The following is a 14,639-nucleotide window of genomic DNA, read 5'->3' as shown; positions in this document are numbered from 1 at the left end:
GACGGGGTGCAGGCGGGGACTGCGGCATTGTGCTCGTCCAGGGCGCCGGGTCCCACGGCGTAGGATTTTAGGTGGACGCCATCGCCGCCGCCAGACCTGCCCCTGCAACGAGAGCGCGACAACCGAGTGAACTTATTCGCCGAAGTGTTCACCATCGGCCCAGGCAACAAGGACCATCACGTCGCCCTCCGGTGCGCCGTCGGCGTCTTTGTGCCGCTGATTATCCTGGTGATGCTCAACCGGCTGGACCTCGCGATTTTTGCTTCCTTCGGCGCCTTCACCGGGATCTACGGCAGGGGCGAACTGCACCGCAAGCGGCTGTTCATCCAGCTGCGCGCTGGGTCCCTGATGCTGGTGGTCATGTTGCTGGCCACGCTCTCCGCCAGGGCAGGCCACGTCCTGGGGCTTTCCGACTCCGCAAGCACCTGGGCGCAGGTGGCGGCCACCACGGCCGTCGCCGGAGCGTGCTCGCTCATTACCGCCTGGTGGCGGCACCGCCCGGCGGGATCCCTCTTCCACATCTTCGCCTTCGCCGCGATTGCTTCCATTCCGCATCAGCCGCCCCTCTGGCAGTGCATGCTTGTGGCCGTCCTGACCACTGCGTTCTGCCTGCTCATCGGAATCAGCTCCAGGCTGGTGCGAAGCCGGCGGACTCCGTGGACAATGCCCCAGCCGGCCCGGCTCACCCCGCAGGAAAGGCGGGCCGCGCTGCTGGAAGCGGTGGGTTACCTGGTAGCCGCAGGACTTGCCGGAACCCTGGCCACGCTGGCGGGCTTGTGGCTCGGGTTCGGGCACAATTACTGGGCCATGGTGGCCGCCGTCGTTCCACTGGTGGGCCGCTCAACCCGGCACCGGATCAGCCGCGGGATCCAGAGAATCATCGGGACCGTGCTGGGGCTGATAGTGCTCGCCGGAATCCTGTTGCTGCACCCCGCGCCATGGCAGACGGTTCTGGTGATCGCCGCCTGCCAGTTCGGGGCCGAGCTTTTCATCGCCCGCCAATACGTCCTGGCGCAGATCTTCGTGACACCATTGGCGCTGATCTCCACGCTTCTCGCGGCGCCCACCGCACCGGAGACCCTGCTGCGGGACCGGATCGTTGAAACAGTCATCGGCGCCGCCGTCGGCATTGCCGTGGTGGTGGCGCCCGCAGCCTGGCGCAGGTTGCGGGCGCGTACCGCGGGGGAGCGAGTCAGCCCCTAAGGCGCCGCTCGTGAGGGAAGACCCGTTGGCAGCGCTCCGCTACGAAGGCCCGACGGCGGTCCGCTTGCCGGATACTGCTGCGACGGTCTGCGGCACCAGCACGAGGGCGGCCACAGCCAGCACAGCCGCCGTGGCAAAGACGTAGAAGCCCCAGGGGTACGCAATTCCGGCGGCCACCAGCGTACCCGTCACGGCCGGGCCGAGGATGGCGCCGAAGCGACCCACGCCAGCCGCAAAACCAAGCGCCGTGCCACGAAGGCGGGCCGGGAACAGCTGGCTGACCCAGGCGTACACCAGTACCTGGGAACTGAACACAAAGACGCCAGTGACAAAGACTGCCGCGTTGAGCAGCAGCTCGTTCTGGATCTTGACGCTGAGGACGGCGAGGAACAGGGCGGAGAGACCGAACCACAGAAGCACGATCCTCTTCGTTCCGTGCCGGTCCGCCAGGACGCCGGCAATGACCAGGCCGACCACGGCGCCTACGTTAAGCACCAGGAGCAGCGACAAGCCGGCGCTGAGGGTGTACCCGGCGATGGACATGAGCTGCGGGAGCCAGGTGTTCAGTCCGTAGACAAGCAGCAGTCCCATGAAGGATGCCACCGCGACGCCGGCCGCGACCAGCGGGTACGGATTCTTGCCGAGGTCCCGGAAGCTGGCTCGTTCGGCAGGAGCGGAAGCAGCACGGGTGCCGCCCGCAGCTGCAGGCTCGGGCGCGCGTGCCGCGGCAGGCTCGCCCGCACGGCGTGCCGCGGACGCGGGCATTGGAACATGGATCACCGCCGGAAGCGTCTCAGGCAGCTTGAACCACAGGAAGGGAACGAGGGCGAAACCGGCAACACCGCCCACCACGAACATCGTGCGCCAGTCCGGAATAACCATGATGGCCAGGAACGCGGTAGCCACGGCCCCGGCGTGGTAGCCCGTCATGGTCCGGGTGGTGGACTTGCCCGCCGAGCCGGCGGGCGCGTAGTCGTTCATGTAGGCCAGGGCGGCGGGGAGGCAGGCACCCAGGCCCAGCCCCGCGAGCAGCCGGAAGGTGCTGAAAATTGCCACATTCGGGGCAAAGACCACTGCGATGGTGAAGATGGAGAACCACGTCACGCAGGCAACCAAGAGGTTGCGCCGGCCGAAGCGGTCCGAGAGTGGCGCGATGAACAGCGCGCCAAGCCCCACGCCAACAAGCGAGATGGTGGCCGCGAACGTGGCGCCGACGGCGTCGAAGCCAAGTTCGTGCGTCTTGATGAGGGTGGGGATGACGGTTCCAAGCACCACCAGGTCAAAACCATCCAGCACCATGGCCAGCCAGCACAGCCACACGGGCCAGCGCGATTTGTTTTCCAATGACGACGTTGACATTGCTACCTCAGTGTTGTTTGGTACCTGAAATCGGCTCCGGCCGAACTTTCCCTATCCTGAGAGTTGTACCACTCAAGGGTGTCGTGTGGGACACTGTGAACCATTCAATGGAAGTGGGCTGTATGGCAAACTCGGGCTCCGGCGACTCGGTGGTGGACCGCGTGGTGCGCGTCATCGCAGCGTTCCCCGAAGGCGTCACCACCCTCCCGCTTTCGGAACTGGCCGGGCGGGCAGGACTGCCGCTGACCACGGCGCATCGGCTGGTCCGGCAGCTGGCCGGGCACGGCCTGCTCGAGGTCGGCGCCGGCGGTTCGGTGCGGCTCGGGCTGCGCTTGTGGGAACTCGTCAACCGCAATTCGCCCACGCTGGAACTCCGCCAGGCCGCCATGCCCTTCATGGAGGACATTCAGCAGGTCTTGAACCAGAACGTGAACCTCGCCGTCCTTGATGGCTGGGAGGCGCTCTTCATCGAGCGGCTTTCCCGCCGCGGCTCCGTGGCCAACCGGGCGCAGGTGGCCGGCCGGATGCCGGTGCACGTGTCATCGGCAGGGCTCGTGCTGATGGCCAACCAGCCGCGGCACGTGCAGGCCGAGTACCTCGAGGGCTTTACGGATTCCAGCGGCACCCTGACGCTGGAAGAACTGCGCGTCCTGCTCAGCGAAGCCGCGCATCAGGGGTATGCCCAGCTCGCAGGCGTGGTGGACCCGGATACGTGGGGCATTGCCGTCACGGTGATGGATGCCAGGAATCGCACCGTGGCGGCGATCGGCGTCGTGGTTCCGTTGCGGGAAATGCGGTTACAGGCGTTGGTGCCCGCGCTCCAGACCGCGGCCCGGGGCATCGGCCGCCGGCTCGGCGAGACGCAGGCCACCGCCACATTCCATTCAACAGAATTGCTGTAACGGGAATCACGCCTTCGGGCGCACACTGTTAGCCAGATCATCCAACTGGCCCCGGACAGTCCGCCGCGGCCCCGCAATGAAGCGAGGAACATCATGGCAGCCCGTAAAGTCATCACCACCCAAGTGGCTATCCTGGGGGCCGGGCCTGCAGGCCTGATGCTCTCCCACCTGCTGGCGAAGGCCGGGGTCGAATCAACAGTGATTGAGATCCGCAGCCGGCAGGAAATCCAGGAAACTGTCCGTGCCGGCATCCTTGAGCACGGCACTGTCAACATGCTTGTGGACAGCGGCGTCTCGGACCGGGTCCTGCGCGATGGAGACCGCCACGACGGCATCGAGCTCCGCTTCAACAACGAAAGCCACCGGATCGACTTCCAGGATCTGGTGGGGGAGTCCGTATGGCTCTACCCGCAGACCGATGTTTTTATGGACCTTGCGGCACGCCGGGAGGCCGACGGCGGCGACGTCCGCTACAGCGTGACAGACACCACGATTCACGACATCGAGGGCAATCCCAAGGTCTGGTTCACGGATGCCGACGGCGTGGAATACGAACTGCAGGCCGAATTCATCACCGGAGCCGACGGGTCCCGCAGCCATTGCCGCTTCCAGATCCCGGAGATGCAGCGCAAATGGTACTTCCATGAGTACCCCTTCGCCTGGTTTGGCATCCTTGCCGAGGCTCCCCGCAGCTCGGATGAACTTATTTACGCCAACTCCAGCAACGGCTTCGCCCTGATCAGCCAGCGGACCGAGACCGTCCAGCGCATGTATTTCCAGTGCGATCCCAACGAGGACGTGAACAACTGGAGCGAGGACCGCATCTGGGAGGCCTTCCGCAGCCGCGTCAACGGCAATGGCTTCGAGCTCAAAGAGGGCCCGGTCATCGACAAGATGGTGCTGAAATTCCGCAGTTTCGTCCACACACCCATGCGCCACGGAAAGCTCTTCCTCGCGGGAGACGCTGCCCACACGGTGCCGCCCACGGGTGCGAAGGGACTCAACCTGGCCATCCACGATGTCAAGGTGCTCTTCGAGGGCTTCGACAGCTACTACAAGAGCGGCTCCACCGCCCTTCTGGATTCCTACAGCGAGCGTGCCCTGGACCGTGTCTGGAAGGCCCAGCAGTTCTCGTACTGGATGACCTCCATGCTGCACACTCCGGCCGACGCGGACGACTTCTCCCGCGCCCGTCAGCTCGGCGAACTGAAGTCAGTGGTCTCGTCCCGCCACGGCAGGGCGTACCTGGCCGAGGCCTACACCGGCTGGCCAGCCGCCTAGGCCGGATGCCTCAGACCCCTCAGTCCTGCTCCAGGGTCCCAGTCAGGTGATGGGTGGGGATGCGGTCGCGGTCATAGGTGATCTCCGTGTAGCCGTGGGGCTCGGGCTTTCCGGTCGGGCTGAGGTTGACGAACACGATCTCCTCGATGGTAAGGATGCTCTGCCGCGTGATCATGTTGCGCACTTCCGCGCGCATCGTCAGTGAGGTCCGGCCGAAGCGGGTGGCGGTCAGACCCATCTCGATGAGGTCACCCTGCACAGCCGAGCTGACGAAGTTGATCTCCGAGATGTATTTGGTCACGGCCCGGCCATTGCCCAGCTGCAGGATGGCGTAGATGGCCGCTTCCTCGTCGATCCATTTGAGCAGGCTCCCGCCGAACAGCGTGCCGTTGGCGTTGAGGTCTTCGGGACGCACCCATTTGCGCGTGCGGAATGTGATGTCTGCCGGTTCCATAATGCGAGATTAGCCGACGGCGGTGCAGCGCCCCCAGTGTGACGGCCTGCGCGCCCCCCCGGGCCGGACCGGCCCTCAGCCCGGGGCCGGAGGCGGAGCCCGCCGTCGTCCGGCCTGTTTCCCTCCGGGCAGGCGAACGCCTGCCGTGGGCCGGGACGCCCTCAGGCCATGGCCGTGTGGGCAGCACTGTGGGAGTCTATTTTCTTCGCATAGCAGTACGAGTGCTCCACGCTGATGTAGGGCCCGAAGTTGGGCACTTCCTCGAACCCGGAACTCTCGTAGAAGTGCCGTCCGTCCGGCTGTGCCGAGCCGGCTTCGGCTGTTATCGAGCTGATGCCCATGCTGTGCGCGTGGGCCTCCAGCGCTGCGAGGATGGAGCTGGCCACTCCCGAACCGCGGGTGTAGGGGATCACGTAGAGTCGCTTGATCTCCGCCGTTGTGGCGTCCAGCATTCTCAGGCCGCCGCATCCAACGGGCTGGCCGGAACTCTTCTCGTAGGCCACGAGAAACACGGCCGTATCCACCTCCGACGGCGGTGGTCCGGCCTCGTGGTTGCTGGTGCCGAAGCGGGCGTCGAGTTCCGCCTGCTGCGCGGCGCGAAGGTCGGCGCCGACCGGGTTGGCCCAGGTGACTTGCCTGATGTTGAGCCGGGGGTTGGTCTGCATCTCTGCCTCGATTCGCCGAAGGGTTATGCAAAATAAGCCTAAGAGCCAGCCGTTTCCACGTTGTTTCCTGCTCGTAAGCGTCCGGAGAACTGTTCAGGGCCAGGCAGAAATTCGTAAGCCTGCCTGGCTATCAGCACGGTTAGTATTGTGCAATGTCCTCGAACAGCAGCGCCGGCTCCGGGTATTGGTACGGCCCTGACGGGCAACTCCACCACAGCGCCGCCGTCCTGCAGTCCTTGCGCGACTACCGCGCGGCCGAGGTGGCGACCCGCCGCTCCACACGGGACTCCATGGGCATGGGAGAGACGGACATCCTTGCCTTGCGCTACCTCCTCCGCGCCGAGGCGTCGCACAAGACGGTCGTGCCCAAGGATCTGAGCTCCCTCCTGGGCATCACCAGCGCGTCAACCACCTCGCTCATTGACCGCCTCGTCGCCGGCGGTCACGTGCGCCGGGAACCCCATCCCACGGATCGGCGCTCGCTTGTTATTGTCCCCACGGCGGAGTCGGACGGGGAAGTCCGCGCGACGCTTGGAGCAATGCACGGGCGCATGATGGCGGTTGCGGAGGGGTTGACGGAAGAGGAGGCCCGGATTGTGGTCCTCTTCCTGCAGCGGATGCGCCACGCCATCGAGGACCAGCCGGACCAACTGTAGGTGGGTGGACCCGGCGGACCTGCGGCGCAGTCAGCTCCTGCGAGGCCGCTGTGCCGCCGGGCGCGGGAGGTTACTGCTGAAGCGGCCGTCCGGTGGGGTCCTCCGCAGCCGGATCGGCCAGCGCCAGGCCTCCCACGGGGCTATCGTCCCAGTGAATCAGCTTCCACCCGCCGTCGGGATCCCCCTCAAGCGCCACGATGCCCGTGTTCGCCAGTACGTGTTTGACCGCAAACTCCGGCTCGACATTGACCGCCCGCAGTCCGGCCCAGACGCGGATGGCGGCCCCATGGCTGACCACCGCGACGGCTCCGCTGTCCCCGAGTTCACGTGCACGGGCCGCAATCCGTGAGATGGCGGCGTCGTACCGTTCAAAGAAGTCATGGCCGCTCGGGCCCGCGGGCATCCGGCGGCCCAGTTCTCCGGCCGTCCATGCGAAGGCAGTGCCCATATAACGCTTGTGCGATTCGTGGTCGGTGAGTTTTTCCAGCGCCCCGGCCTCGATCTCGTGCAGGCCTTCCAGCACCTCGATCTCCAGCCCGCGCAGCCGGGCCAAGGGAGCCGCCGTGACCTGCGTGCGGATCAGGGTCGAGGCGTAAAGAGCATGGATCCGCTCATTCACCAGGGCGCGGGACAGCGCATGGGCCTGACGCTCGCCCAGTTCCGTGAGGCCTGGGCCTGGGTGCGCCGTGTCCAACTGCCCCAGGACGTTCCCCGGGGTCTGGCCGTGGCGGATGAGCAGGAGCCTCATTTGAGGTGGTCCACCAGCTCGTCCGCGATGCCTGTGTAGGTGCCGGGCGTCAGTGCCAGAAGACGGGCTTCGGCCTCGCTGGACAAGCCAAGGCTCTGCACAAACTCCTGCATGCGGGCCGCGTCCACGCGCTGCCCCCGGGTCAGGTCCTTGAGTCGCTCGTAGGGGTTCTCCATGCCTTCGACGCCGGCGATGGCCTCGGCGCGCATCACCATCTGGATGGCCTCGCCCAGGACTTCCCAATTGGTGTCCAGGTCCGCGGCCAGCACGTCCTCCGCGACCTTGAGCCGGTCCAGGCCCTTGGCCACGTTGGAAATGGCCAGCAGCGAGTGGCCGAAGGCGACGCCGATGTTGCGCTGGGAGGAGGAATCGGTGAGGTCCCGCTGCCAGCGGGACGTGACCAGCGTGGAACCGAGCACGTCCAGCAGCCCGGAGGAGATCTCCAGATTGGCCTCGGCATTTTCGAAGCGGATCGGGTTGACCTTGTGCGGCATGGTCGAGGATCCGGTGGCGCCTGCCACCGGGATCTGCACGAAGTAGCCAATGGAGATATAGCTCCAGATGTCGGTGCAGACGTTGTGCAGGATGCGGTTGAAACGCGCGACGTCGGCGTAGAGCTCAGCCTGCCAGTCGTGGCTTTCGATCTGGGTGGTCAGCGGGTTCCAGGTCAGGCCGAGGCCCTCGACGAAGGTCTTGGAGACGTGCTGCCAGTCGGCACCCGGCACGGAGGCGACGTGGGCGGCGTAGGTGCCGGTGGCGCCGTTGATCTTGCCGAGGTATTCGGTCCGGGCGATCCGGTCCAGCTGGCGGGTGAGGCGGTGGGCGATGACGGCCAGTTCCTTGCCCAGGGTGGTGGGAGTCGCCGGCTGGCCGTGGGTGCGCGAAAGCATCGGCACCGCGCGGTTGTCCTCGGCCATGGTGCTTATCTGCGCCACCAGGGCACGGGCGGCGGGCAGCCACACGTCCTCCACGGCACCCTTGACGCCGAGGGCGTAGGAGAGGTTGTTGATGTCTTCGGAGGTGCAGCCGAAGTGCACCATGGCGGTGAGCCGCTCGATGCCGATGGCCGGAAGGCGCCGGCCGATGTAATATTCGACGGCCTTGACGTCGTGGACAGTGACGGCTTCAATCTCAGCCAGCTCCGAGACGGAACCAGCGTCGAATTCGGTGACGACGGCGCGCAGCTTCTCCTGCTGCTCCGCAGTCAGCGGTCGGGCCCCGGGGAGGACGCTGTTGGCGGTCAAATGAATGAGCCATTCAACTTCCACCGCCACACGGTCGCGGTTCAGCGCCGCCTCGGAGAGGTAGTCCACCAAGGGTGCGACGGCGCCCTGGTAGCGGCCGTCCAGCGGGCCGAGCGCAATCTTGTCCGGCGACGCGGCAAGTGCGAGGCGACCGGAGGGCGTACGGGTGTCAGCTGTGGCGGCAGTTTCAGGCATGACCTGATTCTTTCACGAAGTCACGCCACCCCTTAAGCCCGCCCCAGCTTGTGACTGACCTCCCCTCAACAGGGGCGGCACAGCGGCAGTTCCTGGCACCTTGTCCACATACAGGCCGGAGGCCCTGTCCCCGGCACCATCGACATACATAGCCTCGGAACCAGACGAAAGCGAACCACAGGCAGGAGACCGGGAAATGAGCGGCGGCATCTTGGCGGCAGACGCGAACGCGGCGTGTACCGCGCGCAGTTACGAAGTGCAGTTGCTGGGTCGCCGGCTTGCTGTATGTGCGGATGCGGCGGGCGCGGTGCTGGCGCGGTTCCGTCAGGTCGAGTTGGAGGGGTGGCAGTCGCCCGCCGGAAGGGCCTACCGGAACACGGTGGCACTGCAAGCCGCCTGCCTCGGGCGGGTGCGGGATCGGCTGCATGAATCTTCGGCGCTCGTGGCGAGGCATGCGCAGGCCGTGGCGGCCTCGTCCACCCGCACCCCAAACGGCGGCTACTGATGGCAGAGGCCACCCCGTCAGATACCGGCGAACCCCTCGTGCCGAAATACGGCACGGACGGCAATCTGGAGATCCGAGGCGGAGTGGGCGGGATCCGGTTCCAGTTCGAGGAGTTGCTGGCCGGCGCGTCGGAACTTGATGCATTGGGCGAGGCCGTCTCGGCCGTTGAACGGGAGGCCAACCTGGTTTGGGAGCAACTCTGCCCATACCAGAACGACGCCCCCTTTACAGGAACGGCGGCATTGATCGCAGTGGGGGAGGCCAGGCAGGCCGCCAGGGCCGTCCGCGAGGAACTGCAGCTAATCAGCGCGAAGGTGCGCGCCAGTTACAGGGAATATGAGGCGGCGGAATCGCCCTCCAGGTTCGGGATAAACATTCCCCCCAGTGGCCTGATGTTCATTCCACAGCTGTTGGCGGATTTGTCGCTGACCCAATTTCCGGACCGGGACGCCGTCGAGGCCCTGATCACGCCCTTGTCCCTCGCCTTGATGATGGACATCGCCCCCCGGGAACTTGCTCTTTCCCTCAGTGCGGACATCGTCGCCGGGCGGGATGTTTCCGCGCATGGCCCGATGATCCGCAGACTCATGGAGACGCTTGCGTGGCTCAAACCACGGCCCGTCGAAGCCATCGAAGGGATCACCGAGAACGTCGCCGTCGACACATCGCCCGCAGGCCTCCTTGCCATGGTCAGAAGGCTCGAAGAGCGGGATGACGGTCAGATCGACGTGGTCAGGGTGGAGGACGGCGGCCGCCGGACCTTCATCGTGGTCATCCCCGGCACACAGCCGGAGCAGCCTGCCGGTGGCACCAACCCCTTTGATGAAGCCGGCATCGCTGAGGGCTTGGGCTACGGATCCGAGTACATCAGCGCCGCCATCCGCGATGCACTAAGGCAGGCCGGTGCTGAGGCCCATGATCAGGTGGTGGCTGTCGGCTATAGCCAGGGCGGAGTGCACGCCATGAACCTCAGCCGGAACAAGGCGTTCCTCGCCGAATTCGACCTCAAGTACGTGATGACCGCCGGCTCTCCCGTAGGCGCTATCACGCCGGACCCGGGAATCAGTACTCTTCACCTCGAGCATCTTCAAGACTGGGTTCCGGGCGCTGACGGCGCTCCCAGCCCGGACACCAAGGACAGGGTAACGGTCACGTTGACCAACCGAGTGCAGACCGCTGCCGGCGAAGACCGGGGCCTGGGGCCCGGGCATCAGCTAAGCGGTTACGAGGAGGGCGCAAGGGCAATTAATTCCAGCGCAGATCCGTCGCTGCTGGCTTCAAAAGCGGCGTTGTCGGCGGCTCTGGGGGCAGGCGGGGCGGGAACGGTGACGCGCTTCGCGCTCAGCCGAACGCCCCGGGAGCCCGCGGTACATCCGCCTGGCACGGACCGGCGTCCCCCTGGGCGGGACGTGCGGCCAACCGGCGGAAGATAGATCCGCAGCTACCGCCGGACCCCCGTGATGCGTCCGGCGACCAGGGAAATGACGGTGATGATGATGGCCGCCAGGACGGCGGTCCAAAAGAACGAGTCGATAGTGAAGTGCACCGGCGTGTAGCTGCTCAGCCATGCCGTCAGATACAACATGGCCGCGTTGATGACGATGGTGAACAACCCGAGCGTGAGGATGGTGATCGGCAGGGACAGCAGGCTGACGATCGGCTTCACGAGGGCGTTGACCAGACCAAAGATCAACCCGATGAACAGGTAGGCCAGAACAATGCCCAGAGGGTCAACGCCCTGCGTCACCCCGCTTTTAGCCACCGCGTCCGTGGCGGCCGTGGTAGTAATGTCCAGTCCCGGAAGGATCCAGTTGGCGATCCAGAGAGCCAGTCCATTAATGACCACCCGCACGATGAAAGAAAGCATGGCTAATGCTTTCACACCGCGGAGGAAAGCGGCAGGCACGGAGAAGTAGGCTAGTTCACATGACTTCATCAGAGAACGCCGCCGGGGGAATCAGACCGCGGCCCGTTGTTGACCGGCTTCCCCGTTATGCGGCGGGCAAGCCTCCCGCCGTCGTCGAGGGCCTGACGAGCTACAAGCTTTCCTCCAATGAGAACCCGCTGCCGCCCATCCCTGCAGTGTTGCAGGCAATTGCGGCGCAGACGGACTTCAACCGCTACCCGGACCCGCTTAGCACCAGGCTCCGGACCGCCTTGGCGGAGTTCCTGGATGTTCCGGCCGAAGACGTCGTCGCCGGGGCCGGCAGCCTTGGCGCACTCAACCAGTTGCTGGCCACTTTTGCCGGGCAGAACGACGACGGCAAAGCCGATGAGGTCATCTATGCCTGGCGTTCGTTCGAGGCGTACCCCATCTGCGTCGGCCTCGCCGGGGCTGAGAGTGTAAGGATCCCGCTGACGGCGGACGGGCGGCATGACCTGGAGGCCATGGCCGCCGCAGTGACAGCGCGGACCAAGGTGATCTTGTTGTGTACGCCCAACAATCCCACTGGTCCTATCCTTGCCACGCGGGAAACAGAGAGCTTCATCAAGTCCGTCCCTGCGGACGTGGTGGTGGTGATCGACGAGGCCTACCAGGAGTTCGTCCGCGCTGAAGACGCGGTGGACGGCATTGCCATGTACCGCAAATACCCCAACGTCGTGGTGCTCCGGACCTTCTCCAAGGCGCATGGCCTCGCGGGCCTCCGCGTAGGGTACAGCGTGTCCAATCCCGAACTGACCCAGCACCTCAGAGTGGCCGCCACGCCGTTCTCGGTCTCCCAGATTGCCGAAAAAGCTGCGGTAACTTCACTTCAGCACTATGACCAGGTTGTAGAAAGGGTACAAAGCCTGGTGGACGAACGTCAGCGTGTGACTGCCGGGCTCAAGGAACTGGGGTGGTTTGTTCCTGACGCACAGGGCAACTTTGTATGGCTCAACCTGGGTGAAAATAGCTCGGAATTCGCGGCTCTCGCGGGCGAACACGCCTTGTCGGTCAGGGCGTTCGGAGAGGAGGGTGTCCGGGTGAGTATCGGTGAGCCGGAAGCGAACACCCGTTTCTTGGAACTCTGTGCGAACTATACAAAGCCGCCACGGCGTTCCTAGCGCTTAACATGAAGCCCCCGCGCCCCTTACTGCCGATAAAGTAAGGGGCAGTAAGCCAAAATATATGCCGAATCTGGAATGTATTCCACTGTCGGCATATATCCCAGCGATTATTGCGACGCATTCATTTGCGGCAGGCAAGGAGACGGTATGGGCGCCACACATCTGCCCGCTACCGAGTTCGACGGATCAGCGGTAGACGATCAGCTCGAGGCGGAAGCCGAAGCTGCTCTGGGCGAGCCCGCGGCCCAGATGGTGCAACTCCTCGGACCCGACGGGCGCCTGGGCGAGGACACCGTCTTCTCCGAATACGCCAATCGGCTTGATGCCGCGAAGCTGCGTGGCTTCTATGCGGATATGGCGGCGATCCGGCGGTTCGACCAGGAAGCCACGGCGCTTCAGCGCCAGGGCCAACTTGCCCTCTGGGTTCCGCTGACCGGCCAGGAGGCCGCGCAAATAGGCTCCGGAAGGGCGAGCCAGCCGCAGGACTACATTTTTCCCACGTACCGGGAGCACGGCGTGGCGCTGACCCGCAACGTTGACCTCGCGGAACTCCTCCGTCAGTTCCGCGGCGTGTCCAACGGAGGCTGGAATCCCAAGGACACCAATTTCCACCTTTATACCCTGGTCCTTGCCGCCCAGACCCCGCATGCGGTGGGTTATGCGATGGGCATCCAGCGCGACCAGCGGCTGGCCGAGGCCGCCGCGGCAGCCGGAGAGACGGCAGGCCAGGAACCCGAGCCCAAGGCCGCGGTCGTTGTGTACTTTGGCGACGGGGCCAGCTCGGAAGGCGACGTCCACGAGTCCATGGTGTTCGCCTCCTCGTACAACGCTCCCGTGGTGTTCTTTTGCCAGAACAACCACTGGGCCATTTCCGTGCCGACGGCCGTGCAGACACGCATCCCGCTGTCCAACCGCGCGAAGGGATACGGTTTCCCTGGCATTCGGGTTGACGGAAACGACGTCATTGCCGTGCACGCCGTCACCGAATGGGCGCTGGAGCACGCACGCCAGGGCAACGGCCCCGTGCTGATCGAGGCGTTCACCTACCGCGTCGGGGCGCACACCACCGCCGACGACCCCACCAAGTACCGCGAGTCCTCCGAAGAGGCAATGTGGCGGGCCAAGGATCCACTGGAGCGGCTGGAGAAGTACCTCCGCGCCGAGGGGCTGGCTGACGACGAGTTTTTTGCCGAGGTTAAGGCCGACGGCGACGAGCTCGCCGCCTACGTCCGCAAGACCACGTACGATCTCGAAACGCCGGACATCCGGAGCGCTTTCGCCAATACCTACGTTGAGGCGCACCCGCTCGTGGCCGAGGAGTTGGCCTGGTTCGAGGAATACAGCGCAGGATTTGCCGGCGAGGCAGAAGACGAGGCAGGCAACCGATGACCACAATGACCATCGCCAAGGCCATTAACGAAGGCCTCCGGGCCACCCTCAGAAACAACCCCAAGACGCTGCTCATGGGCGAGGACATCGGACCGCTCGGCGGGGTGTACCGGGTCACTGACGGCCTGATAGCCGAGTTCGGCGCCGACCGGGTTGTGGACACACCCCTCGCGGAGTCCGGCATCATCGGCACCGCCATCGGCCTTTCACTGCGTGGCTACCTCCCCGTGTGTGAGATCCAGTTCGACGGCTTTGTGTTTCCCGGCTTCAATCAGATCACCACCCAGTTGGCCAAAATGCACTCACGGAGCAACGGCAACCTCACTGTGCCTGTGGTCGTCCGCATCCCGTACGGCGGCGGCATCGGCTCAATTGAGCACCACTCCGAGTCCCCCGAGGCTTTGTTTGCCCACACGGCAGGCCTGCGCATCATCACGCCCTCCAATCCGCACGACGCCTACTGGATGACCCGGCAGGCCGTTGAGTGCCAGGACCCCGTCATCGTGTTCGAGCCTAAACGCCGCTACTGGCTCAAGGGCGAGGTGGACACTGAATCGGCAGGTCTTGCCGATGACCCGTTTAAGGCCCACGTTGTCCGCGAGGGCGCCGACGCCACCGTGGTGGTCTATGGGCCACTGGTCCCTGTTGCGCTGGCCGCCGCGAACGCCGCTGCGGAGGATGGCCATAGCATCGAGGTTATTGACCTGCGCTCCATTTCGCCGATCGACTTCGACACGGTCACGGACTCCGTCAAAAAGACGGGCCGCCTGGTGGTTGCCCACGAGGCACCCACATTTGGCGGCATCGGCGGAGAAATCGCGGCCCGGATCAGCGAGCGGGCCTTCCATTCCCTCGAAGCTCCAGTGATTCGCGTGGGCGGCTTCCACATGCCGTACCCGGTGGCCAAGGTGGAAGAGGATTACCTGCCGGACATCGATCGCATCCTTGAGGCGCTGGATCGTTCCTTTGCCTACTGACCTTTCGTTGCCT

At 65.1% G+C, this 14,639-nt stretch carries 15 protein-coding genes; 9 read left to right on the top strand and 6 right to left on the bottom strand.

Annotation, left to right across the window (positions count from 1 at the left end):
• Positions 1–126 precede the first annotated feature (126 nt).
• Positions 127–1,203 carry an FUSC family protein gene (locus ACP4XC_RS00495; protein ID WP_427172930.1) on the top strand — a complete coding sequence of 359 codons (1,077 nt, stop codon included), beginning with the start codon at positions 127–129 and terminating at the stop codon, positions 1,201–1,203.
• A 39-nt stretch (positions 1,204–1,242) separates the two neighbouring features.
• On the opposite strand, the gene ACP4XC_RS00490 is transcribed toward ACP4XC_RS00495, so the two are convergent.
• Entirely contained in the window at positions 1,243–2,562 is a 1,320-nt protein-coding gene (locus ACP4XC_RS00490; RefSeq protein WP_427172929.1) for an MFS transporter, read from the bottom strand.
• Positions 2,563–2,684: 122 nt separating this feature from the next.
• On the opposite strand from ACP4XC_RS00490, the gene ACP4XC_RS00485 reads away from it, so the two are divergent.
• Both ACP4XC_RS00485 and ACP4XC_RS00480 read left to right on the top strand, forming a co-directional pair.
• Positions 2,685–3,464 (top strand): IclR family transcriptional regulator, encoded by a 780-nt coding sequence (locus tag ACP4XC_RS00485; protein ID WP_427172928.1) that lies wholly within the window; start codon positions 2,685–2,687, stop codon positions 3,462–3,464.
• A gap of 93 nt (positions 3,465–3,557) precedes the next feature.
• Entirely contained in the window at positions 3,558–4,745 is a 1,188-nt protein-coding gene (locus tag ACP4XC_RS00480; protein ID WP_427172927.1) for a 4-hydroxybenzoate 3-monooxygenase, read from the top strand.
• A 19-nt stretch (positions 4,746–4,764) separates the two neighbouring features.
• Here the strand turns inward: ACP4XC_RS00480 and ACP4XC_RS00475 are convergent, their stop codons facing one another.
• On the bottom strand, positions 4,765–5,199 hold the full coding sequence (locus ACP4XC_RS00475) for an acyl-CoA thioesterase (RefSeq protein WP_427172926.1): 435 nt from the start codon (positions 5,197–5,199) through the stop codon (positions 4,765–4,767).
• A 161-nt stretch (positions 5,200–5,360) separates the two neighbouring features.
• Entirely contained in the window at positions 5,361–5,864 is a 504-nt protein-coding gene (locus ACP4XC_RS00470; RefSeq protein ID WP_427172925.1) for a GNAT family N-acetyltransferase, read from the bottom strand.
• Positions 5,865–6,016: 152 nt separating this feature from the next.
• Between ACP4XC_RS00470 and ACP4XC_RS00465 the strand changes: the two genes are divergently transcribed.
• Positions 6,017–6,520, top strand: coding sequence for a MarR family winged helix-turn-helix transcriptional regulator (locus ACP4XC_RS00465; protein WP_427172924.1), 504 nt, complete (start codon positions 6,017–6,019; stop codon positions 6,518–6,520).
• Positions 6,521–6,590: 70 nt separating this feature from the next.
• Here the strand turns inward: ACP4XC_RS00465 and ACP4XC_RS00460 are convergent, their stop codons facing one another.
• Positions 6,591–7,268 (bottom strand): histidine phosphatase family protein, encoded by a 678-nt coding sequence (locus ACP4XC_RS00460; RefSeq protein WP_427172923.1) that lies wholly within the window; start codon positions 7,266–7,268, stop codon positions 6,591–6,593.
• The gene (gene purB / locus ACP4XC_RS00455) at positions 7,265–8,707 is read right to left on the bottom strand and encodes an adenylosuccinate lyase (RefSeq protein ID WP_427172922.1); all 1,443 of its coding nucleotides are present in this window, start codon (positions 8,705–8,707) and stop codon (positions 7,265–7,267) included. Before purB ends, ACP4XC_RS00460 begins: the two co-directional genes overlap by 4 nt.
• Before the next feature lie 196 nt (positions 8,708–8,903).
• Between purB and ACP4XC_RS00450 the strand changes: the two genes are divergently transcribed.
• Both ACP4XC_RS00450 and ACP4XC_RS00445 read left to right on the top strand, forming a co-directional pair.
• Positions 8,904–9,212 (top strand): hypothetical protein, encoded by a 309-nt coding sequence (locus ACP4XC_RS00450; RefSeq protein WP_427172921.1) that lies wholly within the window; start codon positions 8,904–8,906, stop codon positions 9,210–9,212.
• Positions 9,212–10,645, top strand: coding sequence for a hypothetical protein (locus ACP4XC_RS00445; RefSeq protein ID WP_427172920.1), 1,434 nt, complete (start codon positions 9,212–9,214; stop codon positions 10,643–10,645). The genes ACP4XC_RS00450 and ACP4XC_RS00445 overlap by 1 nt, the downstream gene beginning before the upstream one ends.
• An 8-nt stretch (positions 10,646–10,653) precedes the next feature.
• On the opposite strand, the gene ACP4XC_RS00440 is transcribed toward ACP4XC_RS00445, so the two are convergent.
• Positions 10,654–11,079: a phage holin family protein gene (locus tag ACP4XC_RS00440; RefSeq protein ID WP_427172919.1), complete on the bottom strand. Its 426-nt coding sequence runs from the start codon at positions 11,077–11,079 to the stop codon at positions 10,654–10,656.
• Between the two features lie 59 nt (positions 11,080–11,138).
• Here ACP4XC_RS00440 and hisC point away from each other — a divergent pair, with 59 nt between their 5' ends.
• From hisC to ACP4XC_RS00425, 3 genes are all read left to right on the top strand, one after another.
• The gene (gene hisC / locus ACP4XC_RS00435; RefSeq protein ID WP_427172918.1) at positions 11,139–12,257 is read left to right on the top strand and encodes a histidinol-phosphate transaminase; all 1,119 of its coding nucleotides are present in this window, start codon (positions 11,139–11,141) and stop codon (positions 12,255–12,257) included.
• A gap of 150 nt (positions 12,258–12,407) precedes the next feature.
• The gene (pdhA, locus tag ACP4XC_RS00430; RefSeq protein ID WP_427172917.1) at positions 12,408–13,649 is read left to right on the top strand and encodes a pyruvate dehydrogenase (acetyl-transferring) E1 component subunit alpha; all 1,242 of its coding nucleotides are present in this window, start codon (positions 12,408–12,410) and stop codon (positions 13,647–13,649) included.
• Positions 13,646–14,626 (top strand): alpha-ketoacid dehydrogenase subunit beta, encoded by a 981-nt coding sequence (locus ACP4XC_RS00425; RefSeq protein ID WP_427172916.1) that lies wholly within the window; start codon positions 13,646–13,648, stop codon positions 14,624–14,626. Before pdhA ends, ACP4XC_RS00425 begins: the two co-directional genes overlap by 4 nt.
• Positions 14,627–14,639 lie beyond the last annotated feature (13 nt).

The organism is Arthrobacter sp. 92, from assembly GCF_050260325.1.
Classification (GTDB): domain Bacteria; phylum Actinomycetota; class Actinomycetes; order Actinomycetales; family Micrococcaceae; genus Arthrobacter.
Note: the sequence above shows the minus strand (reverse complement) of the source record. Positions and strands in the feature narration are given on the sequence as shown.

What these genes read in the sequence shown, in the direction of transcription:
- ACP4XC_RS00480 (WP_427172927.1), top strand. Translation starts at nt 3,558, where the DNA reads ATGGCAGCCCGTAAAGTCATCACCACCCAAGTGGCTATCCTGGGGGCC.
- ACP4XC_RS00470 (WP_427172925.1), bottom strand. Translation starts at nt 5,864, where the DNA reads ATGCAGACCAACCCCCGGCTCAACATCAGGCAAGTCACCTGGGCCAAC.
- ACP4XC_RS00475 (WP_427172926.1), bottom strand. Translation starts at nt 5,199, where the DNA reads ATGGAACCGGCAGACATCACATTCCGCACGCGCAAATGGGTGCGTCCC.
- ACP4XC_RS00425 (WP_427172916.1), top strand. Translation starts at nt 13,646, where the DNA reads ATGACCACAATGACCATCGCCAAGGCCATTAACGAAGGCCTCCGGGCC.
- pdhA (WP_427172917.1), top strand. Translation starts at nt 12,408, where the DNA reads ATGGGCGCCACACATCTGCCCGCTACCGAGTTCGACGGATCAGCGGTA.
- ACP4XC_RS00450 (WP_427172921.1), top strand. Translation starts at nt 8,904, where the DNA reads ATGAGCGGCGGCATCTTGGCGGCAGACGCGAACGCGGCGTGTACCGCG.
- ACP4XC_RS00460 (WP_427172923.1), bottom strand. Translation starts at nt 7,268, where the DNA reads ATGAGGCTCCTGCTCATCCGCCACGGCCAGACCCCGGGGAACGTCCTG.
- ACP4XC_RS00465 (WP_427172924.1), top strand. Translation starts at nt 6,017, where the DNA reads ATGTCCTCGAACAGCAGCGCCGGCTCCGGGTATTGGTACGGCCCTGAC.
- hisC (WP_427172918.1), top strand. Translation starts at nt 11,139, where the DNA reads ATGACTTCATCAGAGAACGCCGCCGGGGGAATCAGACCGCGGCCCGTT.
- purB (WP_427172922.1), bottom strand. Translation starts at nt 8,707, where the DNA reads ATGCCTGAAACTGCCGCCACAGCTGACACCCGTACGCCCTCCGGTCGC.
- ACP4XC_RS00445 (WP_427172920.1), top strand. Translation starts at nt 9,212, where the DNA reads ATGGCAGAGGCCACCCCGTCAGATACCGGCGAACCCCTCGTGCCGAAA.
- ACP4XC_RS00490 (WP_427172929.1), bottom strand. Translation starts at nt 2,562, where the DNA reads ATGTCAACGTCGTCATTGGAAAACAAATCGCGCTGGCCCGTGTGGCTG.
- ACP4XC_RS00440 (WP_427172919.1), bottom strand. Translation starts at nt 11,079, where the DNA reads ATGCTTTCTTTCATCGTGCGGGTGGTCATTAATGGACTGGCTCTCTGG.
- ACP4XC_RS00485 (WP_427172928.1), top strand. Translation starts at nt 2,685, where the DNA reads ATGGCAAACTCGGGCTCCGGCGACTCGGTGGTGGACCGCGTGGTGCGC.